The following is a 26,158-nucleotide window of genomic DNA, read 5'->3' on the forward strand; positions in this document are numbered from 1 at the left end:
CCAGTTCCTTTATGCGTTTGCGCGTTGAATGGCCGCGAGGACGGCCTCACCCAGACCAGCAGGAGAGGCTGCAACAACACAGCCAGCGGATTCCAGGGCGGCAATCTTGTCTTCTGCACGGCCAGAACCACCGGAAATAATCGCCCCGGCATGGCCCATACGTTTGCCTTTGGGGGCGGTTAAGCCGGCAATATAAGCAGCGACCGGTTTGGTGACATGGTGTTTGATGTAGTCAGCCGCAGCTTCTTCGTCGCTGCCACCGATTTCACCAACCATGATGATCGCTTCTGTTTCCGTGTCTTTCTGAAAGAGTTCCAGGCATTCAATAAAGTTCAAGCCTTTGATCGGGTCGCCACCAATGCCGACACAGGTGGTCTGGCCCAGGCCCAGTGCCGTGGTCTGATGGACAGCCTCGTAAGTCAGGGTGCCAGAGCGGGACACGACGCCGACCTTGCCACGTTTGTGGATGCTGCCCGGCATAATGCCGATTTTGCATTCGTCCGGTGTGATCACGCCTGGGCAGTTAGGGCCGATCAGTTTGGTGCCATTGGCGCGCAGCGCCGCTTTGACATTGAGCATGTCCAGAGCCGGAATGCCTTCGGTGATACAGACAATGAGCTCAATGCCTGCATCTGCGGCTTCCAGAATGGAGTCAGCTGCAAATGGCGGCGGCACGTAAATCACGCTGGCATTGGCCTCGGTCTCCTTCACGGCTTCGCGCATGGTATTGAATACGGGCAGCTCCAGATGGCGCTGACCCCCTTTGCCTGGCGTCACGCCACCCACCATTTTGGTGCCATAAGCCAGCGCTTGTTCGGAATGAAACGTCCCTTGTTTGCCGGTAAAGCCCTGGCACAATACTTTGGTATCTTTATTGACTAAAATCGCCATGACTACACACCCTTGTTCACTGCGTTGACTGCTTGCTGGGCGGCATCGGTCAGCCCTTCTGCAGAAATAATATTCAGGCCACTCTCACGCAGCATCTGCTTGCCCAACTCGACATTGGTCCCTTCCAGCCGCACCACGACCGGAATGGTCATGCCCACCTCTCTGACTGCGGTGATAATGCCGGTGGCAATGATGTCGCAACGCATGATGCCGCCAAAAATATTGACCAGAATCGCTTTCACATTAGCGTCAGCCAGGATGATTTTGAAGGCCTTGGTCACGGTCTCAGCCGTGGCGCCGCCGCCGACATCCAGAAAGTTGGCAGGTATGCCGCCATGCAGCTTGATCAAGTCCATGGTCGCCATGGCCAGGCCAGCGCCGTTCACCATGCAACCAATGTTGCCATTTAAGGCAATGTAATTGAGGCCGCTATGATGGGCCTCCGCTTCTTTGGCATCGTCTTGTGACCAGTCACGGATCTCTGCAAACGGTTTTTGACGGTAAAGTGCGTTGTCATCTACCGTCATTTTGCAATCCAGCGCCACCAGTTTTCCTTCAGCGGTTACAATCAGCGGGTTAATTTCGAGCAGTGACAAGTCATTGTCTTTAAACAATTTGTACAGGCCTTTGGCCAGCTTGGTAAACGCGCCAATCTGGTCACCACTCAGACCCAAGCCAAACGCCAGGTTGCGCGCCTGAAAGTCCACCAGGCCATTGAGCGGGTCACAGACTTCCTGCAGGATTTTTTCTGGCTGGGTAGCCGCAATCTCTTCAATATCCATGCCGCCTGCGCTGGAAGCAACCATGACCACGCGTTCCAGCGTGCGGTCTACCAGCATCGAAAGATAAAGCTCACGTGCAATCGGCAGGGTTTGCTCCACCAGCACCTGATGCACGGGTTGGCCATCCGGCGCATTCTGGTAAGTCACCAAATGCTTGCCAAGCAGGCTACCTGCCACGGTTTGCGCTTCTAATGCAGATTTAACCACTTTGACGCCACCCGCTTTGCCGCGACCGCCGGCATGCACCTGGGCCTTGACCACCCAGGCTTCACCGCCCAGTTCTTTGGTGGCTGCCGCAGCGGCTTCTTCGGATTGAACGACCAGGCCAGCCGGTGTGGCCAAACCATATTTTTGCAGGAGTTGTTTGGCTTGGTATTCGTGCAGATTCATGAAAATTCAGAGGTTTTGATAGTTAAGCATCTATTTTCGCGCAAATACCCTATCAAGGCTAGACTGCAAATAAAAAAACCGCACAACTGTGCGGTTTTTAAACGTATTTAACGCGATAGCGTTAACGAATGCGTCGTCGCTTATAAGTCCTGCGCCCAGGCATTGCCGTAGACTTTGCCATTGCGGGACAGTACCAGCATTTGATACATGCTGATCACCCACATGTAACTGGAGGCCAGGCTGTAGCCAATGCCACCGATAATCGTCAACCAGGCAAAGTGTGGTGACAACTTGGTCAGCCACCACGACATCACGTCCATAATCAGAAAAGCAAACGGGAAGGCGATGGCAATGATTTTGGCAGGTTTGGGCACATTCACGGCAAAACTGAAAATCAGGCCGATAAAAAAGAAAATGAAACTGATGCCAAACAGGTGTATATGCGACACCCGCGTCAGGCCGCTGATCGTTGCGCCCTCATTCACCTCTGCGCGCGCCTTAACTTCATCATAGTTGTTAAAGTTGGGGATGCCGGGGATGTTGCTGTGGCACATGACGCAATGCTGCGCAAACACCTGCTTGAAGTGTGATTCCCACTGGTCTTGTGGCGCGCCTTGTTGCGCCCATTTGATAATGTCCTGGCGGACCTCCAGGGGTGCCTTGTCAGACATGGAGCCATTAAGTTTGCTCGCCAGTTTGGTGCCACTGCGGTCACCGTAATAACTGTAAACAATATCGTTCACGGACAAGCCGAATTTGCCATCGGCCATGCCGTGCGTGAGCATTATTTGCAGGCCAGCCATACACAGGCCGACGCCAATCACGAGCAGATAACCAATAAACAGGGCTTTAAGCGGTAAGGGCAGGTTAGGCAGGTTCAGCCATGGCAGCGTTTGTGCGTCTTGTTTCATTGTAATCCCTAGGGTGTTGAGTTTAACCAGTTTTAATTTTTGCCAAGCATATCATTGCCGGGGGCAATCCAAAAACAGAAATACTCCCAAAAAAGCACGCTTATCAATGCGATGCACGGGCAACTGCTATAATCCAGTCTTTTAATCGACGGTAGTGATCATGCGTTTAGTGGTTCAAGGGCCGGCCATCACCATGGCTCATCTTTCCCATCTTCATGGCCTGGTGGGCGGGCATGCGCAGTTTATGCAAGTGGGCGAACATGCCTACTATTTGCCGGTGCCAGAAGCGGATTATCTGGAAGTGAAGGCTTTTTGCGCCAGTCAGCAGATAGACTGCGCGCTGGTGCAAGACACTCATAGGCTGCAACACATGGGCTTGTGCGTCATGGATATGGACTCCACCCTGATCTCCATTGAATGCATTGATGAAATTGCCGACATGATGAACCTCAAACCGCAGGTCGCCGAGATCACCGAAGCCGCCATGCGTGGCGAGCTGGATTTTTCTGCCAGCCTGCGTAAACGTGTGGCCTTGCTCAAAGGCCTGCCAGCGACCGCATTGCAACGCGTGATTGATGAGCGCCTTCGTTTTAATCCCGGCGCGCAAGCCTGGATCAATACCTGCAAGCAACACGGCATCAAAACCATGGTCGTCTCTGGCGGCTTTACCTTTTTTGCCAACCATGTCCAACAGACCTTGGGGCTGGATTACGCGGTCTCCAACACGCTGGAAATCATAGACGGCAAACTCACCGGCCAGGTCCTTGGTGAGATCGTCGATGCCCAGCGCAAAGCCGATGAACTCACTAAACTGCGTGATCAGTTGGGCCTGTCGGCCGCACAAACGATTGCGATTGGTGACGGTGCCAACGACCTCAAAATGATGGCGGTTGCCGCGGTGGGCGTGGCTTATCACGCCAAACCAGTGGTGCAACAGCAAGCCATGTATGCGCTCAATGTGGTGGGGCTGGATGGCGTAGCGAGCTTGCTATCGGTCTAACTCATCTGCACGGTTGCTCCATGATTCCAGAATTCTGCTCTCGAGTCATCGCCACCTAACATAAAGCATTCAAGGGTGGCTTGGGCGCTTTTTATTTAGCCAAATGAGGCCTGCGCTTGTCCACAGGCGATGCCTTGAGTTTTTTGATGATGCGATTTGTCGCGTATTGAATGCTTTTCGGGATAAATGCTTAAATAAATATTTGATTTATTTTGGTTTTTTTGAAAATAATATTTGCTATTGTGGTGCATAAAGCGCATAGTGGTTGCACGCGACGTTCAAGCATTGTTGTTTTCTCTGGTGGTATCTTCTGGTTCTCTCGTTAATCCCGCTTACTTGTGCCTCGCCCTCCAAGGGGTTTCCCTTTCATTTTTTACAAAGGATTTAGATATGGCTACAGGTATTGTCAAATGGTTTAACGATGCAAAAGGGTTTGGTTTTATTACTCCAGATCAGGGTGGCGATGATTTGTTCGCTCACTTTTCCGAGATTCAATCAGCAGGTTTTAAAAGCCTGGCGGATAACCAGCGCGTTTCATACAACGAAACGACTGGCCCTAAAGGCAAACAAGCTTCTGCGATTCAGGTGATTGCATAGTCACGCCTGACTAAGTGGCGCAGTAAAAAGCCCGGTTTCGGGCTTTTTTCATTATTGAAAAAGGAATCGCATGGCTAAAGAAGAATTGATTGAAATGCAGGGCGCAGTGACTGAAGTGTTGCCGGATGCGCGCTATCGCGTGACGCTGGACAATGGGCATCAGTTGACTGCCTACACCGGCGGCAAAATGCGCAAGCACAAAATACGTATTTTGGCGGGCGATAAAATCACCATCGAAATGTCGCCTTACGACATGGGCAAAGGACGTATTACGTTCAGGCATCTGCCGCCCAGAAGACCTGCTTGAGTCCACCTGCCGCTCTTTTCGGCGTGCAGTTGATCTTGCTCAGCTAGAAAAAAAGCCCCTTGCGGGGCTTTTATCGTTGATGGCATCACGCTGATCGCGCTTAGTAGTCCATCTCAGGCATCGCAGGCGTTTTTTTGTCCTCTTTGGGCAATTCGGCCACGGTCGCATCGGTGGTCAAAATCAGCCCGGCAATCGAGGCGGCATTTTGCAGCGCGGTGCGAGTCACTTTGGTGGGGTCGACCACACCGGTTTCCACCATATCCACATATTCACCTGTCGCGGCGTTGTAGCCGGTGTTACCCGTTGCCTCAAGCACTTTGGTGATGACCACAGAAGGCTCTTCTCCGGCATTTTTCACAATCGCGCGCAAGGGCTCTTCGATTGCGCGCAACACGATGCGGATACCAGCATCCTGATCATCATTATCCCCCTTGAGGGCACCGATACGGCTGCGAGCCCGCAGTAAAGCCACACCGCCGCCAGGGACGATGCCTTCTTCCACCGCAGCGCGGGTGGCATGCAGGGCGTCATCGACACGGTCTTTTTTCTCTTTCATTTCGACTTCGGTGGCCGCACCGATTTTAATCACGGCGACACCACCGGCCAGCTTGGCCACGCGCTCTTGCAGTTTTTCCTTGTCGTAGTCAGAAGTGGTCTCCTGAATTTGGGTTTGAATAGACTGCACACGGGCTTTAATCTTGGCTTGGTCGCCAGCGCCATCAATGATAACGGTGTTTTCTTTGTGTATCTCAACCCGTTTTGCACGGCCCAAATGCTCGATGCTGACTTTCTCCAGTTGCATGCCGGTTTCTTCTGAGACGACGGTGGCCCCGGTCAGGATGGCAATGTCTTCTAGCATGGCTTTGCGACGATCACCAAAGCCTGGCGCTTTGACGGCAGCTACTTTGAGGATGCCACGCATGCTGTTGACGACCAGTGTCGCCAGCGCTTCGCCTTCCACGTCCTCGGCAATGATCAGCAAAGGCTTGTTGGTTTTGGCTACGTTTTCCAGCGTCGGCAACAAGTCGCGGATATTGCTGATTTTCTTGTCATACAACAAAATCATCGGCTCATCCAGCGCCGCCACCTGTTTGTCCGGATTGTTCACAAAATAGGGGCTGATGTAGCCGCGGTCAAATTGCATGCCTTCCACCACATCCAACTCATTTTGCAGTGACTTGCCTTCTTCTACCGTAATCACCCCCTCCTTGCCAACTTTTTCCATAGCATCGGCGATGATCTGTCCAATGGCGGTATCCGAGTTGGCAGAAATAGAGCCTACCTGGGCAATCTCTCTATTGGTGGTGATGGCTTTAGACATGACTTTGAGCTCATCCACCAACGCAGCCACCGCTTTATCTATGCCGCGTTTGAGGTCCATCGGGTTCATGCCTGAGGCGACCGACTTCATGCCTTCTTGCACTATCGCCTGCGCCAGTACGGTGGCGGTAGTCGTACCGTCACCTGCGACATCCGCGGTTTTAGACGCGACTTGTTTCACCATTTGCGCGCCCATATTCTCCAACTTGTCTTGCAACTCGATTTCTTTGGCGACCGAAACACCATCTTTGGTAATCACCGGGGCGCCAAAACTGCGTTCCAGCACCACATTGCGGCCTTTGGGGCCCAGGGTGACCTTGACCGCATCGGCCAGGATATTCACGCCTTTTACAATTTTTTGACGGGCGTGGTCATGAAACTTCACATCTTTAGCTGCCATTGTTCAATTCTCCTTTCTCTCTTAGCAACAAAGTGATTAAGCGACTTTTTTGAGATCGGCAGAGGCGGGTTCAATCACACCGAGAATGTCTTCTTCGCGCATGACTAATACCTCTTCGCCATTGAGTTTGACTGTTTGTCCGGCATATTTGCCAAATAAGACATGGTCACCGACCTTCACTGCCAGGGCTCTCAGGCTGCCGTCTTGAAGGGACTTGCCGCTCCCGACAGCGATGACTTCGCCTTGCTCGGGTTTTTCTGCAGCTGTGTCTGGTATCACAATGCCGGAAGCGGTCGTACGTTGTTGTTCGACTCGCTTGACTATGACGCGGTCATACAGGGGACGAATATTCATGTTCAATTCTCCTTAGCGAATAAGTTCAACAAAAACCACCACTGGAGACGTTTGCAGACGCAACTGGCAATCATGCCTCCAGTGGCGAAAAGGTATCAGCAGAGTTGCTGATACCGTGAAAATAGGGATGCGCAAAAAAATTTCAAGAGGGCTAGAGCGCTCTTTTTTTGACTAGAAACTGATTCACCAATTGGCTGATTTCAAACTTGCGGAAATGTTTTTTGATCGTGACTGCATAGAAATTCTCAAAAATCCCTTCCAGTTGCGTGAAGGATTTGAGCACACCATTTTTTAACTCGTCTTTAACCACCACCTCCGGCATGACGGTGAGTGCCCGGCTGTCGCGCGCTAACAGCCGCAACATCGCCATGTCATTCGCTTCGGCCACGATGTGAGGTTCTAGGTGATGCAAGGCGCACAAGCCATCAAAGGCCGCCCGAATCGGGCTGTCCTGATTGGGCAAAATCCAGTTGTACTCCGCATATTTGGCCGAAAATCCGTGTTTGATCTCAATCTCTGCCGGGCCGATCACACTGATGGGTTGCCGATCTAGCAGAATACACTCCCATAACTGGTCAGTATTGCCTCTCACCTCGATATTGGTGAGCGCCAGGTCTATCTGGTGATTCGAAAGCGCATTGAGCAAGTTGGTTTGCCCGCTGGCAGAAATTTCGAGTTTGATCTCCGAGTGATTCAGTAATGGCTCCACAAAGCTCTCGATGAAGTTTCTGGACATGGTAGAGAGCACACCAATCCGCAACGTTTGACTCTCAGACGCAATACCTTTTCTCAGCAGGTTTTCGAGTTCTATGCCTTTGGTAAAAATCGAATCTGCATAGGAAAACGCCAAATTACCGAACTCCGTCAACACCAGTTTACGCCCTTGTCTTAAAAACAATGCGCAGTCCAGGCTTTCTTCCAGTTGCCTGATCTGTGAAGACAGCGCGGATTGCGAGATATGCAATTTTTCTGCTGCCTTGGTCAAGCTACCCACTTTCACGATATGCCAAAAATATTGCAAGTGATGATAATTGAGTCTCGCCATATATAAATAAAATAGAACATAAAATTAATATTTATATATTTTACCTAATTAAAATCATCCGTCAAAATCTGCATCACCCGCTATTTGGTTTTTTAATATAGTTAGATAGGTGAAATGGTGATGATGAAGCGGCTTGAAATTGATGGTCGAACAGTGACGGTTTATCCCAAGAACGTAGAAATAAATGGTGAGGAGGTGGTTACCCAGGGCGAAATTCTAATTGAATTACTGCCTGAAGTCTGGGCGCCAATAGAGGGTGAGCCGACGACAAGCGCGTCGGTGCAAGAGGTGGTCACCCAACAATCTGTAGCGATTGATGGGCCTACCTCCGGTTAATCTTTATCTTCTATTAAAGTGTATTTTATGTTCTGTTTTATCAATGTATTTTTTGGTCATGAAAGGCCGTGTTAATGGACGTTGTCATTTATTTTGCACTGGTACCCGGAGCCATCATGTGGCTGGCTGGGCTGCTGAGTGGAGTACTACCCTGGCAACATGACCGTGGCTGGCAACTGTTTAAGCGTCTGCTCAGCGTGGCGCTTGTGGCGGCAGGTATATCCGCCGCAGCCGTGTGTCTGCATGTCCAGTCGTTGCCTGGCAATTTTTTCAGTGCGTTTGGCATTGCTGTTTCCCCTCTGCAGGCGCTGATGGCTTGTTTGGTGCAATTGCTGGGGTGGGTGATCGGACATTTTTCTGCCAGATACCTCGAAGGTGAGGCCAATCAGAAAAGCTTTGTCACCGCTTTAAGCCTGGTCCTTGCCAGTGTGCATGTGCTGCTGATTGCTGATCACTGGTTGTTGTTTGTCGCGGCATGGTCAGCCATTGGCGTGTGTTTAAAGCACTTGCTGTGTTTTTATGCAGACCGGCCGTTTGCACTGTTGGCTTCGCACAAAAAGACCGTGGCGGATGTGTTGGCGGATAGTCTGTTGATGTTGACGGCCTTGATCGCCTATGTCGAAACCGGAAGCGCACAGATTTCAGTCTTTCTTTCACATGTTAGCGTGCATGGCTTGTCGCAGCTCAGTAGCTGGTGTGCCATGCTGCTGGTGGCGGTGGTCATTTTAAAAACGGCATTACTGCCGGTGCATGGCTGGTTAATCCAGGTGATGGAAGCACCGACGCCTGTTTCTGCCTTGTTACATGCCGGTGTGGTGAACCTGTCTGGTTATGTTTTGATCCGCTTTGCCCCCTTGTTCGAACAGGCAACACTGGCCAGACATGTATTGTTAGCGGTTGGGCTGGTGACATGCCTGTTTGCCTCGCTGGTCATGTTTACCCGGGTCAGTATCAAGGTCAGGCTGGCATGGTCCACCGTGGCACAAATGGGCTTCATGATAGTGGAATGCGCGCTGGGGCTATACACCTTTGCGGCGCTGCACCTGATCGGACACTCGATTTACAAGGCTTATGCCTTTTTGTCCGCCGCCGACATTGTCACACACACGCGCTTGCAGCAGATGGCGGGTAAAGCGGCCTTTGCCAAGTTGAGCATGTTGCTTGCCCCGGTGTTGACCATGGTGATTGTGTTCGGGGTACAGGCGGTCTTGGGGACCCAGCTGTGGCCAGCCTGGTGGAGCCTGATACTGGCGCTGGCCTGGGCCCCTATATTGTGGCAGCAGGTCGGGCAGGCAGTGACTCTGCGCCTGCAACTGCAAGCCCTGCTATTCGGCAGTGTGCTTGCCATGGGGTTGACCGCCGTTAGTGTCGTGTTTCACCTGCTTCCCCTCGGGATACACGATCAGCCTTCCCCTACGGGCGGATGGATAAGTGTGCTGGCCATGCTCATGCTGTACCTTGCCACGACCATGATCCAGCAGATGCCTGCGCGGTTGGCTGTGCTGCATCGCTCGGTGTATGCCGGGTTTTATCTGGATGAGTTTTACACGCGATGGGTCTTGCGTTTATGGCCGGTTAGTTGGGGCAAAAGCACGCATGCCAATGACTAGGCGCGCTTCTGAAATGAATAGATAAGGAACCAAAAGATGTTTTTTATTGAAGACCAAGTATTCCCAGGGCGTCACCATGGGCAATCACAGTCTATCCGTGAGCAGGTGATAGACCAGGCCTGCCAGCGTGCGTGCGACAGTATTGCGCCTACCTGGCCGCTGGATCAGTCGATTGCAGTCAACCCGCATTGGAAAAGAGTCCACTTGCCAGTGAGGACTGTAGCGGCACGCATGGCTGTGCTAGGCGATCTGCAAGTGTTTCCGGCCAGAAGTCATCTGTTACATGCCTGGCAGCAAGGACGCATGTCTGCACAGGACTTAACCCAGGCCATAACACAACTCGGGCTCAGGCAGACCACGATTGCAGAGGCAGTGGCCCAGCTATCGGCGCCGCTTGCCATTACCCAATTACCGCTATTGATTGATGTGCTCGATGACGATGCCCAGCGGTTTCAGCGCTTGACCTGGCGCGATGCGATTACGCATCAGGTCAGCCAGACTTGTGCCGCGTATTTTGACCGGGACCAGTCAGACTGGCAGCCTGAGCGTGCAGGTGGCTTGTACCAGTTCTGGCGTGACATGATCGTGCATGACCATGGCATCGGTGTGTTGATGGGCTTGCCCAACATCCACCAGTTTCTGGATTATTTGCCACGCAATCGCCAACAGGCTGAGCGCTGGGTGGTCGAGGCGCTGGGCCTGGATGAGGCCGTGCTGGCCGATTATTTTGAGGCGGTATTGCTCACGGTGAATGGCTGGGCATCCTGGTGTGCTTATCTGGATTGGCAAGCCAGATTACAAGGCCAGAGTGATGGCAGCTTGCGTGATTTGCTGGCGATTCGGTTGGCATGGGGCGTGATTTTAATGCAATGTAAAGGTCTCAATGCAACCAACAGCGCCATTAGGGTCATCCAGCAAAAATGGCAGCATGTGGCTGAAAAAATTCAAGCTGCAGAACAGGCATTGCAAGTGGATGAGGTCTGGCAACTGGCACTGGAAATCGGTTATCAGCGCCAGCTGGCGCAACAACTGAGCCAGATACCGGAGGCTGTAACACCCACGCCACTGATTCAAGCCGCATTTTGTATTGATGTGCGCAGTGAACCGATCCGGCGGGCAATAGAATCATTGTCACCCAATATACAAACGCTGGGTGCGGCGGGCTTTTTTGGCTTGCCGATTGCCTATCAGCCTTTTGCTTCCGACTATCAGCGTCCACAGTTACCGGGCCTGCTGGCCCCTAGCTTAACTGTCCGTGATCAAGTCCTTGTCGGTTCAGAGACGGGAAGCGAAGTGGCACAGGGCGATAGCAAAGCGCTACAGCTAAAAGTCGGCCAAAAGCGGCTCAGCAATTTTATGCTGTCTGGCCAGGTCAGCCGACTGAGCAAATATCCTGGAGCGGCCTTTTCGTTGGTAGAGAGCGCAGGCCCCCTGTTTTTGAAACCCTTGTTAGCCATGATCAAGCCGCAATTGCATGCCCGCAGTTCGCTTGATCAACATGGCTTGCCGAAAAAATACCGCGCATTGACCCGGCCTCAGTTACAAGCGGTGAGCGTGGTCGAAAAAGCCGAGCTTGCCGCGCGGGTACTCAACAGTTTAGGCCTGACCAGCGGGTTGGCGCCGCTGGTATTACTGGTGGGGCATGCCAGCCAGAGCAAAAACAATGCGCATGCCTCCAGCCTCGATTGCGGCGCATGTTGTGGACAGTCTGGTGAGGTAAACACGCGTGCCTTGGCTGCCGTGCTCAATGATGCCGAGGTGAGGGCACAGCTGGCTAGTATGGGTATGACGATCCCCGCCGAAACCTGGTTTGTTGCCGCCTTGCACAACACTACCACACAAGCGTTGCAAGGCTTTGATCTTGATCTGCTGCCAGCCGCAACGCACACTCGCTGGCAGCAAGCGGCTGAGCTGTTTACCGCTGCCGGTGAAGTTGTACGGGCACAGTTAGCCTCTATCTCAATGCAGTCAACACAAGCCAGCGATGCCGGTCGTTTGTTCAAAGCCTTTCGCCAGCGTGCCAATGACGCTGCGCAGACCCGGCCGGAATGGGGCTTGGCCAACAATGCGGCATTTATTCTGGCCCCCCGGGCGCGTACCAGACATTTGAATTTGGCCGGGCGGGCATTTTTGCATGAGTATGATGCGGCGGCGGATATTGAAGGGGCGTTATTGGAACAACTGATGACGGCCCCGATGCTGGTGACGCACTGGATTAACTGGCAGTACCATGCCTCGACCTGTGAGCCAGTCAAGCTTGGGAGCGGAAACAAGCTGTTACACAACGTCGTCGGTGGCCGCATCGGCGTGTTTGAAGGCAACGGTGGTGACCTCAGAATCGGTCTCTCCAAACAGTCATTGCATGATGGCCAGCAGTGGATGCATGAACCGCTCCGCTTGACGGTGGTCATTGTGGCAAGCTGCAGACAGATTGACCAGATTATCGGCAGGCATGCGGTCATTAGCCACCTGGTCAACCATGGCTGGTTACATCTGTGGTGTGAAGAGGATGGGCAGCGTTGGCGGTATGTTGCCGGGCAATGGCAGGCACTGGATTTTGCTGAAATGACGCAGCCCGTTTGAGTCTGTCATCATCTTGTCAGTGTGCATGCCTGAGGTCGTTTACTAAAGACCGGTCATGGATGCATGCTGGCAAGTGAGTGATTTTTTAGCTATCTTGGGTCAGGTGAGCGAGCCAGGCTAAAACAGTCTTCAGCCACGGTTGGCAGCCCTTCAAACAAGGGCTTGGCAAAATAATAGCCTTGAAACAGGTCGATGCCAAAATCGACCAGTACCGTCAGTTCAGCGCGGGTCTCGACGCCCTCTGAAATCACCTCGATATTGAGTCCGCGACACACATCCAGGATGCTTTTCACAATCAGTTGTTTGGTTTTATTCTGGTCTATGTCGCGGATCAGGTTCATGTCCAGCTTGATAATATCTGGCTGCCATTCAGCCAGTAAGTTCAGGCCAGAATAACCCGCGCCAAAATCATCAATCGCAGTCAGAAATTGATGTTTTTTGTATTCGGTAAAAATGTTTTTTAAATGCGCATGGTCGGTGATTTTTTCTGCCTCGGTCACCTCAAACATGATGCGCTTTTTATCAAAACCGAGTTCATCACACACGGCGAGCGTGGATTGAATACAGTTTTCAGGGTTGTAGACTGCGTTTGGTAAAAAATTGATGGACAGAATCTGGTCAAAATGTAACTGATTGGCGAGCCTGATGGCTTTTGAGCGGATGGTTTGATCAAAGCTATGAATACTGGAGGCGTCAATTTGATCCAGAATGAACGCCGCTGGCTGGTTTTCCAGGCCACGTACCAGTGTTTCATATCCCCAAATCTGTTTGCGCTCGAAGGCAATAATGGGTTGAAACGCCATTGAAAAGTCTATCCCCAGGTGTTGAGGATTACATTTTCCACATTGCATTTAGGGTTCTCCTGTACGCAGTCACCAGCTTCTTGCTACCTGATGGGATGCGGTCGTTCCAGCTAGGCGATGAAACTCAAAAATAAATTTAATACTTTAGGGATATTAATACGCACCGTTGCAGCTTGATCAGTTGAAAAGCATTATATTTGATGCTCATATAATTCAACAAAGCTTGTATATGTATGCTGTGTTGATCCGCTCACGACAATTCCTACGCACTGCAATCTCCATTCAAATAGGCGAGCTCAATATCGGTGAAGCCGGCAAGCTTGCGTGCTGCAAGATTGAAGGGTGGGCGCAGTTTGGGCGCATGGTATTGTTGGCGTAATTGCTCAAAGGTATCCACCAGGTCGAGCTGGCGTTGATCACACAAATAGCCAAACCAGCGATTGCCTATCGCGACATGGCCGATTTCATCGCGCAGGATAATATCGAGGATGGCGGCGGCGGCCTGGTCGCCAGCTTGTAACAGTTTTTGTTTGAGCGGTGGGGTGGCATCCAGGCCACGGGCTTCCATGGTGCGTGGAACGAGCGCCATGCGGGCCAGGACATCGACCTGGGTTTTTTCGACCATCTCCCACAGGCTGTTGTGACCATCAAAGTCGCCGTAATCAAAGCCCAGCTGCTGCAGATGTTGGCGCAGTAGCGAAAAATGATAAGCCTCTTCTTTGGCCACTTGCAGCCAGTCGCGGTAATACGCTTCAGGCATGTCGGCAAATCGCCAGACCGCATCCAGGGCCAGGTTGATGGCATTAAATTCGATATGCGCCAATGCATGAATCAAGGCGGCGCGGCCTTCGGCCGTGTTCATGGCTCGCCGCTGCACTTTGGCCGGCGCCACCAGGGCCGGGCGCTCAGGCCGGCCGGGAATACTCTGGTCGTCTGCGGATAATGCCTGCTGTGGCCGGATTTTCAGCGCGCCAGTGAGGCAGGCTTGCCACAGGGCAGCGACCTCAAGACATTTTTGTTGCGGGTCCCTTAGGGTCAGGGTTTGCAGGGCGCGGGTTCTCAGGCAGTCGTTCGTCATAGCGCTCGAATTTTACCGTGAATTGGCTGCCAATGTGACCACTGACAGGATGTGCCAGCCCCGGAGTGACTGTGATGCTGGCGTTATGATGTTCGGCAATTTCGGCCACGATAGCGAGCCCCAGGCCGCAGCCATTGCCCTGATTCGGGTCCAGCCGGTGAAAACGCTCAAAAACCAGGGTGGTTTGATCGGCAGGAATGCCGATGCCACTGTCTGCCACTTCAAGCACCAGAAATTTGCCCGCTTGCAATAAACGGATCTGCAACAGGCCTTGTTTTGGGGTGTATTGAATGGCGTTTTCCAGCAGGTTGTTTAAGAGTTCAGAGAGCATGAGCGCATCGCCCAGCACCTGATCCTGCTGGGTTTCAATCATGACATCGAGCTCTAACTGTTTGTTACTGGCTGGCCCAATCCAGCGCGCACATTCATCTGAAATGATTTTGGTGAGTGACACTGGCTGAAATTGCAGCTGCGAAACAGCAGCATCGGTTCTGGCCATGGTCAACAGCCGCTGTATCAGGTGTGACAAGCGGGTGGTGCTGCGCAGCATGTAATTGAGCGGCTCTTGAATGGCCTCAGGCGGTTGGCTGCGCAAGGCCAGTTCAGCCTGGGTTTGCAGTCCGGCAATCGGTGTGCGCAACTGGTGTGAGGCATCGGCAATAAATTGCTGCTGCTGTTGCAAGCCTGCCTTGACCCGTGCGAGCAGCGCATTCATCGCTTGCAGCAAGGGTTGCAGTTCGTTTGGCGTCGCTTGCGTATCCAGCGCGCTCAGGTCACGGTAAGAGCGTTGGTGCAAAGATTCCCTGAGGTCTTGCAAGGGTTTGAGGGCAAAATAAATACCCAATTCAATCACAATGGCAGCCAACAACATCATAAGCACTTGCGGCAACAGCATTTCTTCGACCATTTCGGCCACCATGGCGTCCCGTTTGCCCGTGGTCTCGGCCATGCTGATCAGAATATTGCGCGCATTGGCCGCCTCGCTTTCTGGCAGGCCAAAGGTTACGGCGCGGATCGCTTCGCCCTTGTAGTGGCTGTTATAGTAAACCTGCTGGTTGCCCGCAGGCAGTTGCTTGGGCAAGGGTAAATGCGCTTCGCCAAACACCAGCTTACCCTTGGGGTCGCTGATTTTGATGTAAATGTGATCGCCTTCGTTATAGCTGAGCAAATGGCTGGCGACCTCGGGGATCTCAATTTTGACTTGATTGTGGCTATCAATAATCACCTCATCTGCCAGCGCGAGCACGGTCCGCAACAAGGCCTGGTCGTAGGCCTGTGTGGCATAGAGCAGGGCGCGTGAGTAAGACAAGGCGGCAGAAACGCCCAGCACAACCAGCATGGGCAGCAACAGCCACAAGCGCAGCTGGCTTTTGAGCGAAAGCGGGGGCATCATGGTCTGCTCACCCTTTAGGACTGCGCATGTTGTTCGGCTTCCAGCATATAGCCCAAGCCGCGCACTGTGCGAATATTGGCGCCACTGGGCTCAATTTTTTTGCGCAGACGATGGATATACACTTCAATGGCATTATCGCCCAGTGTCTCATCCCAGTTGCATAACGATTCCATGATCTGCTCTTTGGCAATGATCTTACCCATGCGCATCATCAACGTTTCCAGCAAATGCAGTTCGCGTGCAGACAGGGTGACTGGTTGGTCATTGATGGTCGCCAGTTTGTTGGCGACATCCAGTTTCAAGTTACCGCATTGCAGTGGCAGGTTATTGCCCAGCTTGCTGCGGCGGATCAGGGCACGCACCCTCGCTTCGAGTTCTTCAAGGTGGAACGGCTTGGTGAGAAAATCATCGGCGCCGATATCGAGCGCTTGTACGCGTGTCGCCACATCTTCTCGCGCGGTTAAAATGAGGACGGCAATCGGGTTGGCTTGCTGGCGCAGGTGCGACAATATCGTCATCCCGTCCATGGTGGGCAAGCCTAAATCCAGAATCACCAAATCATATACATCATCATTAATTGCCCGTAAGGCTTGCTTGCCGTCTGTCACATGGTCCACGGCATATTCCGCTTGCGTCAATGCACGTACCAGACCGTTTGCAATCACCAAATCATCTTCCACTATTAATAGACGCATCGCTTTCACCTGCTGGTTTGAATACGCTCAGTTTACCTCAATGCAAGCCGGATTGACGGGTTGTAAGCTTGGTGCAAGGCGCGCGTAAGTTAGCTGTAAGGCCCGAGGCGTATCGTGTGAATCGTTGACAGCGCAGAAGTCAAGACGCTGACCAAGAAACACTAAGGATCAACGGGTTGGAACCTGATAAGGAGTGATCATGAAAAAACGCATGTTGCTGATCATAGGAATGACAGGATATTTACTTTCGATGCCCGTGTGGGCGGGGACAAATCCCTCACCACATGACCAGGTAGAAATGCAAAGGCATCTGAAAGTCGCCAAACACGCTGGTGCGCAGCCAGCGGTCAGTTCCCAAAAGGAGATTGACAAAAAAACTGCGCAAACCAAGTAACTGTGAAGTTGCCTAAGCGCGCTGAATTCCCTGCAGCGACGTTTAGGCAATCAGCGGTTTCGTGTGTATCCTCTCACTTTAACCACGCTCTGCGTGGTTTTTTTTTGCCTGTTGCAAGCCACAAAAATGCCAGGCCATGGCCTGGCATCCCTGCTGATTAGCGCAAAGGCAGAATATCCAGTACGCCTGCTTTCATATCCGGAACCAGCAGATGATGGTCATCCTGGCTAAGCGCGATGTCGGCTGCAGATTGGTAACCTTGTTTGATCAAGGTGACTTTATGTTGTGCATCCACCTTGAAAATCTTGCCGGACTTCCAGTCGCTGACATAAATCGTACCATTGGCCTGCCTGACCAGGCCATCGCCGCCGCCAAATCCGCGTGCCACCTCTTGCAGTGATTTGCCTGCCAGGTCGTAGCTGTATAGCACCCCCGAGGTAAAGTCGACCAACAGCAAGTGTTCGCCTTTGGCATCGGCCAGCAAACCATTTGGCGCCAAAATGCGCTCATCAATCTTGCCATCCAGCAGCAGGGTCACCTGGCGTTGCGGGGTCACTTTGTAAACGGCACCACCTTTTCCTGTGCCCAAAATGTCGCCGCTATCGCTGATATACAGATTGCCATTGGCATCCGCCGCCAGGTCATTCAGAAATTGCGGCGGCTGGGTGAACTCGTTGGCAGACAAAAATACCTCAGCGGTTGCGCCTGGCTGGTTCAGTGCAACACGCAGTACACGGGTTTTGTCAGCAATATACAAATCATTGCCAATAATGACCAAGCCTTTGGGATCATCCAGCCCTTGTACCAGAATGGAGGATTGGCCATGGTCCAGTACACGGATTTGCCCGTCGCCATCCTGGCCAAAGCCATTGATTTCTGACACATAAATTTTGCCATCGGCCGCTTGTACGACGGACTCGGGCGTCAGCAGACCTTTAACCGGCTCCAGAGGTTGCGCATGGCTGGTTAGGCTGGTCAGGGTTAGGCTGCTGGCCAACAGCCATTGCATCCATGACGGTGTGTTCGAGATAAATGATTGCATATTTTCTTTCTAGAACAGGGCTTTAGGTTGTGACAGCGTATCAATGCTGTTGCACAAGGCTTGGTAGGTTTGAACGGGCGCGGCTACGACAGAGAGCTCATAAGCCGGGTTTTGCTGGATTTTCTGGATCACTTGCTCAAATGCCTGCTGGTAGGACTGGCGGGCAAAGTTCTCTACATTGTAGGTCAGCCAGCCACGCGACTGGCCTTCGCCTTTCACCGTCATCAGTGGTTTGCCTAGCGCGCTATCCGCAGCCGGGGTGTTATAAACTCTGGCCGTGATCTCGCTGTAAAACACGCCAGTTTGCGGGTTATAAAACATATTGGGTTCGATCACGACCAATGCCTGGCCTTGTGCTTCGGCTTGGCAGCTGGATGTGGTGTAATGTTGTGCCTGAAAGCTGTTCAAGCCAACCGACTCTGCAATTTCAGCGCGATTGTGCCAGTAAACTAAATAGGGGTTGAGCAAACGCACCGGATGCTGGTAAAAAGACTCTGGCACCTGAATGACCAATGAAGGCTGGGCACCGGCCTGGGTAACAGGCGTCAAAGCCAGGCACAGGGCGCCGCTTAAGTACGTTAAAAGACGTTTCATTTCAATCTCCTCAAACAATTCACCCAGACCAGAACGGGTCTGTGGCATAAATCTTTTATTGCAGCGTTTTCTCACGGATACGGTAAATCCAGCCGGTCAGGTCATCACTCACATACAGCCAGCCATCCGTGCCGACGATCACGTCTACCGGTCGGCCCCAAGCCTGATTGTCTTGCAGCCAACCCTCAATGAATGGGACGGTTGCGACAGGTTGTTGGTTCCTGAATTGTACACGCAGCAAGGCGTAGCCGCTGGGCTGTTTGCGGTTCCATGAACCGTGCAGCGCGACAATGGCATCCTCACGCATTTCTGCGGGAAGCTTGCTGTGCTGCAAAAAAGTGATGCCTATCGGTGTGCTGTGGGCGGGGAGTAGCAGGGCGGGCGCCTGCGATTGTTGGCAGGTTCCTGCGGCGCCTGGCATATTTGGGTCTGCAAACAGCTTGCCTGGCTGTGCCGGATCGCCCCAGCAATAGGGCCAGCCATAGGATTTTCCGCCTTCAATCTGGTTCAAGTGCTCAGGTGGCAGGTCATCATCAACGGCGCCATGAGCCTGGCTGCTGCGATTGTCGGCACCATTGTTGGTGGCAAACAGCGCACCTGTTTGTGGATGCCAGGTGAACCCCTGCGTGTTACGCAGTCCGGTCGCCCAGACCGCGCTTTGGGCATGCCAGCCCAGCGTAACCAGCGCACCGGCAGGTCGGCCATCTGCGGCAAAGCGCAGTAATGTGGCGCGTAGCGGGTTGTCTTCCACACAGACATTACAGCTGGAGCCCACGTTGACAAAGACATAGCCATCTGGCGACACCTTGACCGTTTTGAGGGAGTGGCCGCCACTGGGCAAGTTTCGGATAAACGGCTGTGGCGGCCCCCAATGGCTGTCTTGCCAGGGCAATTTCACCACGCCGGTTTGCTCCGCAACCAGCAGGTCTTTTCCTAGCAGGGTGAGGCCTTGCGGGCCATTGAGTCCTTGTGCAATCAGCTCGGCATGACCCGCTTGGTCCAGTCTCAGAATACGGCCAGTGTCCGCCAGACTCACCAGTAACTGCCCTTGCGGATCCAGCGCCAGCATGCGAGGCATGCCCCAGGCGCTCACATCACTAAAGCGCTCAATTTGCAGCCCGGCAGGCGCCTTGAGATTGCGCAGGGCGTCTGTCGCCAGAGGTTGCGCGGTGGCATTATGCAAACTGGTTACCATGCCCAGGCTGATCAGCATCAGGCCAGCTAACAGTGACTGCTTTTCTCTGACAGCACTGAGCGCGGCAGTCATCATGTCAGCGTATCTGCCCAGATATTCTGCGCCCATGCCTGGGCATATTCCCCTTCCTGCACGCTGGCCTTGGCTGAAACGCCGCCGCCCTCTGCAGACACCATGCTTTTCTTAACAGGGTCATAACGATAAACATTGGCGACATGCATGGCCTGCTGGTCATCGACAAAGCTGTAGCAGGTATTGGCAAACACCGGTAGTGGATTGGGCGCGTGACCGCTTTGCATGGCGATGATGGCAGCCGCACACACCTTGGCCTGTGAGGTCGCCATATGGGCGGATTTGGGCAAGCCAGCAGAAATACTGTCACCGATAATATGCACGTCCGGTTGCAGCGAAGAGGCATAGGTGACAAAGTCCACCTCACACCAGCGCTGATCCACATTGACCAGCCCAGCCACTTGCGCAACCTTGCCTGCCAGCTGCGGCGGGATGACATTCAGGACATCGGCCTTGACCGATTCAAAGTCAGTTTTGACTGTTTTGCTCACCGGATCCAGCTGCAGAATGGTACTGTTGTTGTGGTACTCAATCAGGTCTTTATACACCCCCTGAAAACTCTGCAAAAACAAGCCTTTTTTCGACACGATGTCGGCATTGGCATCCAGAATAACGACTTTGCTACGCGGTTTGTGTTGTTTGAAGTAATGCGCCACCTGGCAAGCGCGCTCATAGGGGCCGGGCGGGCAGCGATAAGGGCCGGGTGGGATGGTCATCACAAATATGCCGCCATCCGGCATCTGCTCCAGTTGCTGCCGTAATTGCAAAGTTTGCAGGCCGGCTTTCCAGGCATGAGGGATGTCGGTCACTGGCGTGGTCATGCCGGTGATGCTTGCGTAATTGAAATCAACGCCGGGGGCCAGAATCAGGCGGTCATAATGCAGATGACCGCGCGTCAGCTGTACTTGCTTGTTGGCCAGATCAACACTGGTGACCGTGTCTTGTACCCAGTCGATGCCATGCTGCTTGCGTGACAACGCATAGCTAAAACTCAAATCGTCCAGTGTGCGGCTGCCACCCAAGACCAGATTGCTTTGCGGGCAGGAAATAAACTGTGGATTCGGTTCGATCACAGTGACTTTAAGATTGCCCATGCTCCAGTCGCGTAAATATTTGGCGGCCGTGAGCCCTGCAAAGCCTGCACCAACCACGACGACATGGCCAAGCGGTGGTTTGCTCGCGCGTGCAAACGCAGGCAGACCATAAAAGGCCAGACCGCCATAGACGATGGAACGCATAAATTGTCTGCGGCCATTGGGGGCCATGGGTGCTTGTTCAAATGCGGCGGTCATTACTGTCTCCCCAAAAAAGATTGCTTGGGCAAGGCGGGAGGCGTCTGTCTGGGTTGTTTTGCAAAATAGGCCGCCAAGTCCGCAATCTCTTCTGTTGTGAGTCCTTTGGCATGATGGTGCATCACCGTCGCGCTGACCGAGCCGTCTTTAAAGCCCTGCATGCGCTGGATAAAATAGGCTTGATTGAGCGCAGCCAGTGTCGCTGTGCCGCCCAGGCTGTTGCCGGCCGGGCCATGGCAGGCGGCACAAGATGCTGCCAGCGTTCGGATCGCCTGCGGGTCTTGCGCATGCGCGCCGAGGCTGGCGCAGGCAAGATAAATAAATAACACACTGCTGGATAATGACTTCATGTAACCCCCGTCACACATGATGAGTTTGAGCCCACATTATTCTGAATGGGCATGGCGATGTGAGTGACTGCGGTTACACAGCGGGTGCCGCGATCGCCGATACTGCCGCATGACCCGAAACAAAAAAACGGCCATGAAACTCATGACCGTTTTTATCAACACCCCCTCGCCAGTTCGAGGATTAGAAGCATTTTTCTTCCTGGCAGCCATCATCTTTGGTGCCTAACTGGGTCAGTAAATCTACCATTTTCTGGTTATTTTCTTCTCTGAAGTAACGAATTAGCGAAACATCGCCTTTGAGTTTCTTGTTTACATCTGCGCCTGCAGAGGCCAGATATTTCATGGTTTCAGTATCGCCAATAAATGCGGCCATATGAAATGCAGTATTGCGGCTGGCCGGATGCACATAGTTCAGATCCGCCCCTTTGGAAACCAGGTATTTCACCACATCCAGCTTGCCTTTGGATGCGGACATTTGCAGGGGTTCCCAGGCAAAGAACTTCTGGTTGACCAATGAAGGGTCAGCTTCGACAAACTTTTTCACGACTTTGATATTGCCACCCGTCAGCGCCTCGGTAAACTCCATATATTCATCATCGGTCAATGCAAACGCTTGCAAGGCAAATGACAGTGAACACAAGGCCAGTAAAAACTTAATTGATTTCATAATCTCTCCAAACACCTGATTTTCATTTTTTAAAAATAACCACTTTTTGGGCCTCGTGAAGTCGCCGGTAAGGGCCGGTCGACTCCGCTTAACCTACAAACTTGCGTGCGTTTCTAAACATGCGCATCCAGGGACCATCTTCCTGCCAGCCATCTGGCCGCCAGGAATGCTGTACCGCTCTAAACACACGTTCAGGATGTGGCATCATGATGCTGAAACGACCATCTTGCGTAGTAAACCCGGTCAAGCCCTGAGGCGAACCATTCGGGTTAAACGGGTAAACTTCGGTCGCTTGCGCAGCATGGTCCACATAACGCACGGTTGCCAGTTGCTGTTGTAGCACACTTGTGACCGCGCCCGCATCAGTAAATTCCGTAAACCCTTCGCCATGTGCCACAGCAATCGGCATGCGGCTGCCTGCCATGCCGTCAAAGAAGATAGACGGCGAGCTCAGAATCTCGACCAGGGCAACGCGTGCTTCAAACTGTTCGGACTTGTTGCGCACAAAGTGCGGCCAGTGCGCGGCGCCTGGAATAATGCTGTGCAGGTTGCTCATCATCTGGCAACCATTACAGACGCCCAGTGCAAAGGTGTCTGCACGGTTAAAGAAGGCGCTAAATTCATCGCGTGCCCGCGCGTTGAACAGGATGGACTTGGCCCAGCCTTCGCCTGCACCAAGTACGTCCCCATAAGAGAAGCCACCGCAAGCCACCAAGCCTGCGAAATCCTTGAGTGCCACACGGCCGCTGATGATGTCGCTCATATGCACATCGACGCTGTTAAAACCTGCGCGGTCAAACGCAGCCGCCATTTCGGTCTGGCCGTTGACACCTTGCTCACGCAAAATCGCCATGTTGGGGCGTTTGCCGGTGTTGATATATGGTGCCGCAATATTGTCGTTGAGGTCAAAAGTCAGCTGCGCATGCAAACCGGCATCGTCGGCATTCAGGATGCGGTCATATTCCTGCTGGGCACAGGCCGGGTTATCACGCAGGCTCTGCATGCGGTAAGTGGTTTCAGACCACATGCGGTGCAGGTCGATGCGTGATGCCTGGTAGCGTGCCTGTTTAAGCGCGATGACAATGTCCTGGCCGGCAGTGACGTGGCCGATGGCGTGCACACAGTCACCCAACTGCTGTTGCAATTGCTGGACGATGGTTGCCGTATCGCTGGCGCGCACTTGCAGTACCGCCCCCAATTCTTCGTTAAACAGCAGGGCAATGTTGTCGCCAGCCAGGGCGCTGAGGTCAAGATTGAGGCCACAATGACCGGCAAACGCCATTTCTGCCAGTGTGACAAACAGGCCACCATCTGAGCGGTCATGATAAGCCAGTAGTTTGCCTTCGTGATTCAGTTGCTGGATCGCGGCAAAAAATGCTTTCAGTTGTGCCGGTTGGTCGACATCGGGCACGCTGTTGCCTAACTGTTGATAGACTTGAGCCAAAGCCGAGCCGCCCATGCGGTTTTTGCCATTGCCCAGGTCGATCAGGATCAGCTGACTGTCGCCGAGATCAGTGCGCAGTTGCGGCGTCAGGGTTTTACGCACATCTGGCGTGTTGGCAAAGGCAGAAATTACCAGTGAGATGGGGGCTGTGACTGCTTTGTTTTCACCTTGATCTTGCCAGACCGTTTTCATACTCATGGAGTCTTTGCCGACCGGGATGCTGATGCCGAGCGCCGGACATAATTCCATGCCCACGGTTTTCACGGTGGCATACAGCGCAGCATCTTCACCGGCATGACCGGCAGGCGCCATCCAGTTAGCGGACAGCTTGAGGTTACCAATGTCACTGATTGCAGCAGCGGCAATGTTGGTGATGGCTTCACCAATGGCCATGCGGCCGGAAGCCGGTGCATCGATCAGCGCCAAGGGCGCCTTTTCACCGATAGCAAATGCTTCGCCGATATTGGTTTCAAACCCGGCACAGGTCACCGCCACGTTGCTGACGGGCACTTGCCACGGGCCGACCATTTGATCGCGGGCGATGAGGCCGGTCACGCTACGGTCACCAATGGTAATCAGGAAGGTTTTATCTGCCACACCTGGTAAGCGCAGTACACGCGACACGGCATCATGCAATACCACGTTGCCGGTATCAAACGCTGGCAGCGTCTTATTCACGGATTTGACATCACGCAGCATTTTGGGGGGTTTGCCCAGCAGCACAGATAGGTCCATATCCACCGGCTTGTTGTCAAAATGACGGTCTTCCACCGTCAGATGACGTTCTTCCGTGGTGACGCCGACGACGGCAAACGGACAACGTTCGCGCTCACAAATTGCTTCAAATAAGGGCAACTGGTCTTGCGTGACGGCGAGCACATAGCGCTCTTGCGCTTCGTTGCTCCACAGTTCGCGCGGACTCATGCCAGGCTCTTCATTATGTACATCACGCAACTGGAACACGGCGCCGACTTTGGCATCATTGACCAGCTCAGGGAAGGCGTTGGAAATACCACCGGCACCCACGTCGTGGATGCTCAAAATCGGGTTGTTATCGCCCATTTGCCAGCAACGATCAATCACCTCTTGCGCACGGCGTTGCAACTCCGGGTTGCCGCGTTGTACAGAGTCAAAGTCCAGGTTTTCCGTGTTGGCGCCGGTATCCATACTGGAGGCCGCGCCGCCGCCAAGGCCAATCAACATGGCCGGGCCGCCCAGCTGAATCAGGGCTGAGCCGGGGGGAATGCTGTTTTTATGACTGTGGCTGTCAGAGATATTGCCGACCCCACCCGCCAGCATGATCGGCTTGTGATAGCCACGCATTTCGCGCTTGCCATCGGCGGCAGGCGTTTCGAGTTCAAAGGTACGGAAGTAACCGGCAATATTGGGGCGGCCAAATTCGTTGTTATAAGCAGCCCCGCCTAAAGGACCGTCTATCATGATTTGCAACGGGCTGGCGATACGGCCAGGTTTGCCGTAATTGGTTTCCCAAGGCTGTTTAAAGTCAGGCAGGTTCAGGTTGGAGACCGAGAAGCCGGTCAAGCCTGCTTTCGGCTTAGAGCCTATGCCGGTGGCGCCTTCATCACGGATTTCACCGCCTGCCCCAGTCGCAGCCCCGGCAAAGGGTGAAATGGCAGTGGGGTGGTTATGCGTTTCCACCTTCATCAGATAATGCATGTCGTCTTCGACAAACTGGTAGCTGTGATCGGCTGCCGGATAAAAACGCTTGGTTTTCTGGCCTTGTACAATTGAGCTGTTGTCAGAGTAGGCAACCACGGTGTTGCCAGGATTGAGTTTGTGCGTGTTGCGGATCATGTTGAACAGCGACAGCTCTTGCTGTACGCCATCAATCACCCAGTCGGCATTGAAAATCTTGTGGCGACAATGCTCGGAGTTGGCTTGCGCGAACATCATGAGCTCGACATCGGTCGGGTTGCGGCCCATTTTGCGGTAGTTTTCCAGCAGGTAATCCACCTCATCAGGCGACAAGGCCAAACCCATCTCGCTATTGGCAGCTTCAAGCGCCGCTTTGCCGCCAGCTAAAATATCCACACTGGATAAAGGTTTAGGGTCGGCATGGTGGTAGAGTTTTTCTGCATCCGCCAGCTGGTAGACCACCGTTTCTGTCATGCGGTCCTGGATGGCAGTGCGCAAGGCTTGCTTCTCAGCTTCGGTCAATGCCTGTCCGTTCACAGTGGTCACGTAATAGGCAATGCCACGCTCCAGACGCAGCAGATGATCCAAGCCACAGTTGTGTGCAATATCCGTCGCGCGTGAGGCCCAGGGCGAAATCGTGCCTATCCTCGGAATCACCAGCAGCAACTCGCCTGTCGGGGACTCGATATCCGTGTGCGGGCCGTAAGTCAGAATCTGGCGCAGGGTGTCTTGCTCGCTCACGCTCAAGGCGGACTCGCTAAAGGCAAAGTGCACGAACTCGGTGTAAATATGGGCGATATTCGGTGCGCTAGCTTTGAGGGCGCGATACAGTTTATCGAGACGGAATTGAGAGAGGGCGGCGCTGCCGCGCAGGCTAAGGAATTGCGCTTGACTAGACATGAGGCGGTTGGATTTTTCAATGAAAATTCAAACCGCCATTTTAACAGAAAGCGCGTC

General features: G+C 53.2%; 24 protein-coding genes. 7 read left to right on the forward strand and 17 right to left on the reverse strand.

The features are described from left to right. Positions 1 to 9: 9 nt before the first annotated feature. From sucD to ACT53G_RS03955, 3 genes are all read right to left on the reverse strand, one after another. On the reverse strand, positions 10 to 891 hold the full coding sequence (gene sucD, locus ACT53G_RS03945; protein ID WP_476168785.1) for a succinate--CoA ligase subunit alpha: 882 nt from the start codon (positions 889 to 891) through the stop codon (positions 10 to 12). Positions 892 to 893: 2 nt separating this feature from the next. Continuing rightward, positions 894 to 2,063, reverse strand: a complete 1,170-nt coding sequence (gene sucC / locus ACT53G_RS03950; RefSeq protein ID WP_476168786.1) for an ADP-forming succinate--CoA ligase subunit beta — start codon at positions 2,061 to 2,063, stop codon at positions 894 to 896. Between the two features lie 140 nt (positions 2,064 to 2,203). Continuing rightward, positions 2,204 to 2,974 carry an elongation factor-1 alpha gene (locus ACT53G_RS03955; RefSeq protein ID WP_194748314.1) on the reverse strand — a complete coding sequence of 257 codons (771 nt, stop codon included), beginning with the start codon at positions 2,972 to 2,974 and terminating at the stop codon, positions 2,204 to 2,206. Between the two features lie 160 nt (positions 2,975 to 3,134). Here ACT53G_RS03955 and serB point away from each other — a divergent pair, with 160 nt between their 5' ends. The 3 genes from serB (at position 3,135) to infA (ending at position 4,878) form a co-directional block, all read left to right on the forward strand. After that, on the forward strand, positions 3,135 to 3,974 hold the full coding sequence (serB, locus tag ACT53G_RS03960) for a phosphoserine phosphatase SerB (RefSeq protein WP_194748313.1): 840 nt from the start codon (positions 3,135 to 3,137) through the stop codon (positions 3,972 to 3,974). 390 nt (positions 3,975 to 4,364) lie between these two features. Further along, positions 4,365 to 4,571 (forward strand): cold-shock protein, encoded by a 207-nt coding sequence (locus ACT53G_RS03965; RefSeq protein WP_194748312.1) that lies wholly within the window; start codon positions 4,365 to 4,367, stop codon positions 4,569 to 4,571. 70 nt (positions 4,572 to 4,641) lie between these two features. Further along, complete coding sequence (gene infA / locus ACT53G_RS03970; protein ID WP_018985872.1) at positions 4,642 to 4,878, forward strand: translation initiation factor IF-1; 237 nt, start codon at positions 4,642 to 4,644, stop codon at positions 4,876 to 4,878. A 100-nt stretch (positions 4,879 to 4,978) separates the two neighbouring features. Here infA and groL read toward each other — a convergent pair whose 3' ends face one another. The 3 genes from groL to ACT53G_RS03985 all read right to left on the reverse strand — a co-directional run bounded on the left by groL (position 4,979) and on the right by ACT53G_RS03985 (position 7,997). Beyond that, positions 4,979 to 6,598 (reverse strand): chaperonin GroEL, encoded by a 1,620-nt coding sequence (gene groL / locus ACT53G_RS03975; protein ID WP_275355999.1) that lies wholly within the window; start codon positions 6,596 to 6,598, stop codon positions 4,979 to 4,981. Positions 6,599 to 6,634: 36 nt separating this feature from the next. After that, entirely contained in the window at positions 6,635 to 6,952 is a 318-nt protein-coding gene (locus ACT53G_RS03980; protein ID WP_313986538.1) for a co-chaperone GroES, read from the reverse strand. A gap of 151 nt (positions 6,953 to 7,103) precedes the next feature. Then, positions 7,104 to 7,997, reverse strand: coding sequence for a LysR family transcriptional regulator (locus tag ACT53G_RS03985; protein ID WP_194748309.1), 894 nt, complete (start codon positions 7,995 to 7,997; stop codon positions 7,104 to 7,106). A 120-nt stretch (positions 7,998 to 8,117) separates the two neighbouring features. Here ACT53G_RS03985 and ACT53G_RS03990 point away from each other — a divergent pair, with 120 nt between their 5' ends. From ACT53G_RS03990 to ACT53G_RS04000, 3 genes are all read left to right on the forward strand, one after another. Then, positions 8,118 to 8,333, forward strand: coding sequence for a hypothetical protein (locus ACT53G_RS03990; RefSeq protein ID WP_275355995.1), 216 nt, complete (start codon positions 8,118 to 8,120; stop codon positions 8,331 to 8,333). A gap of 74 nt (positions 8,334 to 8,407) precedes the next feature. Next, positions 8,408 to 9,943, forward strand: coding sequence for an NADH-quinone oxidoreductase subunit L (locus tag ACT53G_RS03995; RefSeq protein WP_476168787.1), 1,536 nt, complete (start codon positions 8,408 to 8,410; stop codon positions 9,941 to 9,943). A 36-nt stretch (positions 9,944 to 9,979) separates the two neighbouring features. Then, complete coding sequence (locus ACT53G_RS04000) at positions 9,980 to 12,526, forward strand: YbcC family protein (RefSeq protein ID WP_476168788.1); 2,547 nt, start codon at positions 9,980 to 9,982, stop codon at positions 12,524 to 12,526. 89 nt (positions 12,527 to 12,615) lie between these two features. Here the strand turns inward: ACT53G_RS04000 and ACT53G_RS04005 are convergent, their stop codons facing one another. The 4 genes from ACT53G_RS04005 to ACT53G_RS04020 all read right to left on the reverse strand — a co-directional run bounded on the left by ACT53G_RS04005 (position 12,616) and on the right by ACT53G_RS04020 (position 16,495). Continuing rightward, a complete protein-coding gene (locus tag ACT53G_RS04005; RefSeq protein ID WP_476168789.1) occupies positions 12,616 to 13,329 on the reverse strand; it encodes an EAL domain-containing protein in 714 nt (237 codons plus the stop codon). A 262-nt stretch (positions 13,330 to 13,591) separates the two neighbouring features. Beyond that, positions 13,592 to 14,407, reverse strand: a complete 816-nt coding sequence (locus ACT53G_RS04010) for a ferritin-like domain-containing protein (RefSeq protein WP_476154093.1) — start codon at positions 14,405 to 14,407, stop codon at positions 13,592 to 13,594. Next, positions 14,334 to 15,800, reverse strand: a complete 1,467-nt coding sequence (locus ACT53G_RS04015; protein ID WP_228518771.1) for a sensor histidine kinase — start codon at positions 15,798 to 15,800, stop codon at positions 14,334 to 14,336. Before ACT53G_RS04015 ends, ACT53G_RS04010 begins: the two co-directional genes overlap by 74 nt. Positions 15,801 to 15,814: 14 nt before the next feature. Beyond that, a complete protein-coding gene (locus ACT53G_RS04020) occupies positions 15,815 to 16,495 on the reverse strand; it encodes a response regulator (protein WP_194748303.1) in 681 nt (226 codons plus the stop codon). Between the two features lie 199 nt (positions 16,496 to 16,694). Between ACT53G_RS04020 and ACT53G_RS04025 the strand changes: the two genes are divergently transcribed. Then, positions 16,695 to 16,889 carry a hypothetical protein gene (locus ACT53G_RS04025; RefSeq protein WP_194748302.1) on the forward strand — a complete coding sequence of 65 codons (195 nt, stop codon included), beginning with the start codon at positions 16,695 to 16,697 and terminating at the stop codon, positions 16,887 to 16,889. A 157-nt stretch (positions 16,890 to 17,046) separates the two neighbouring features. Here the strand turns inward: ACT53G_RS04025 and ACT53G_RS04030 are convergent, their stop codons facing one another. The 7 genes from ACT53G_RS04030 to purL all read right to left on the reverse strand — a co-directional run bounded on the left by ACT53G_RS04030 (position 17,047) and on the right by purL (position 26,101). Then, complete coding sequence (locus tag ACT53G_RS04030; RefSeq protein ID WP_476145467.1) at positions 17,047 to 17,931, reverse strand: SMP-30/gluconolactonase/LRE family protein; 885 nt, start codon at positions 17,929 to 17,931, stop codon at positions 17,047 to 17,049. Between the two features lie 9 nt (positions 17,932 to 17,940). Continuing rightward, on the reverse strand, positions 17,941 to 18,525 hold the full coding sequence (locus ACT53G_RS04035; protein ID WP_476145468.1) for a hypothetical protein: 585 nt from the start codon (positions 18,523 to 18,525) through the stop codon (positions 17,941 to 17,943). A 55-nt stretch (positions 18,526 to 18,580) separates the two neighbouring features. Then, the gene (locus ACT53G_RS04040) at positions 18,581 to 19,828 is read right to left on the reverse strand and encodes a PQQ-dependent sugar dehydrogenase (RefSeq protein ID WP_476168790.1); all 1,248 of its coding nucleotides are present in this window, start codon (positions 19,826 to 19,828) and stop codon (positions 18,581 to 18,583) included. Next, positions 19,792 to 21,084, reverse strand: coding sequence for an FCSD flavin-binding domain-containing protein (locus ACT53G_RS04045; RefSeq protein ID WP_476168791.1), 1,293 nt, complete (start codon positions 21,082 to 21,084; stop codon positions 19,792 to 19,794). Before ACT53G_RS04045 ends, ACT53G_RS04040 begins: the two co-directional genes overlap by 37 nt. Beyond that, positions 21,084 to 21,434: a c-type cytochrome gene (locus tag ACT53G_RS04050; protein WP_476145471.1), complete on the reverse strand. Its 351-nt coding sequence runs from the start codon at positions 21,432 to 21,434 to the stop codon at positions 21,084 to 21,086. Before ACT53G_RS04050 ends, ACT53G_RS04045 begins: the two co-directional genes overlap by 1 nt. Before the next feature lie 181 nt (positions 21,435 to 21,615). Then, positions 21,616 to 22,101: an ankyrin repeat domain-containing protein gene (locus tag ACT53G_RS04055; protein WP_194748297.1), complete on the reverse strand. Its 486-nt coding sequence runs from the start codon at positions 22,099 to 22,101 to the stop codon at positions 21,616 to 21,618. Positions 22,102 to 22,189: 88 nt separating this feature from the next. Continuing rightward, positions 22,190 to 26,101, reverse strand: a complete 3,912-nt coding sequence (gene purL, locus ACT53G_RS04060; protein ID WP_476168792.1) for a phosphoribosylformylglycinamidine synthase — start codon at positions 26,099 to 26,101, stop codon at positions 22,190 to 22,192. Positions 26,102 to 26,158: the final 57 nt, after the last annotated feature.

This window comes from Methylophilus sp. DMC18, from assembly GCF_056314005.1.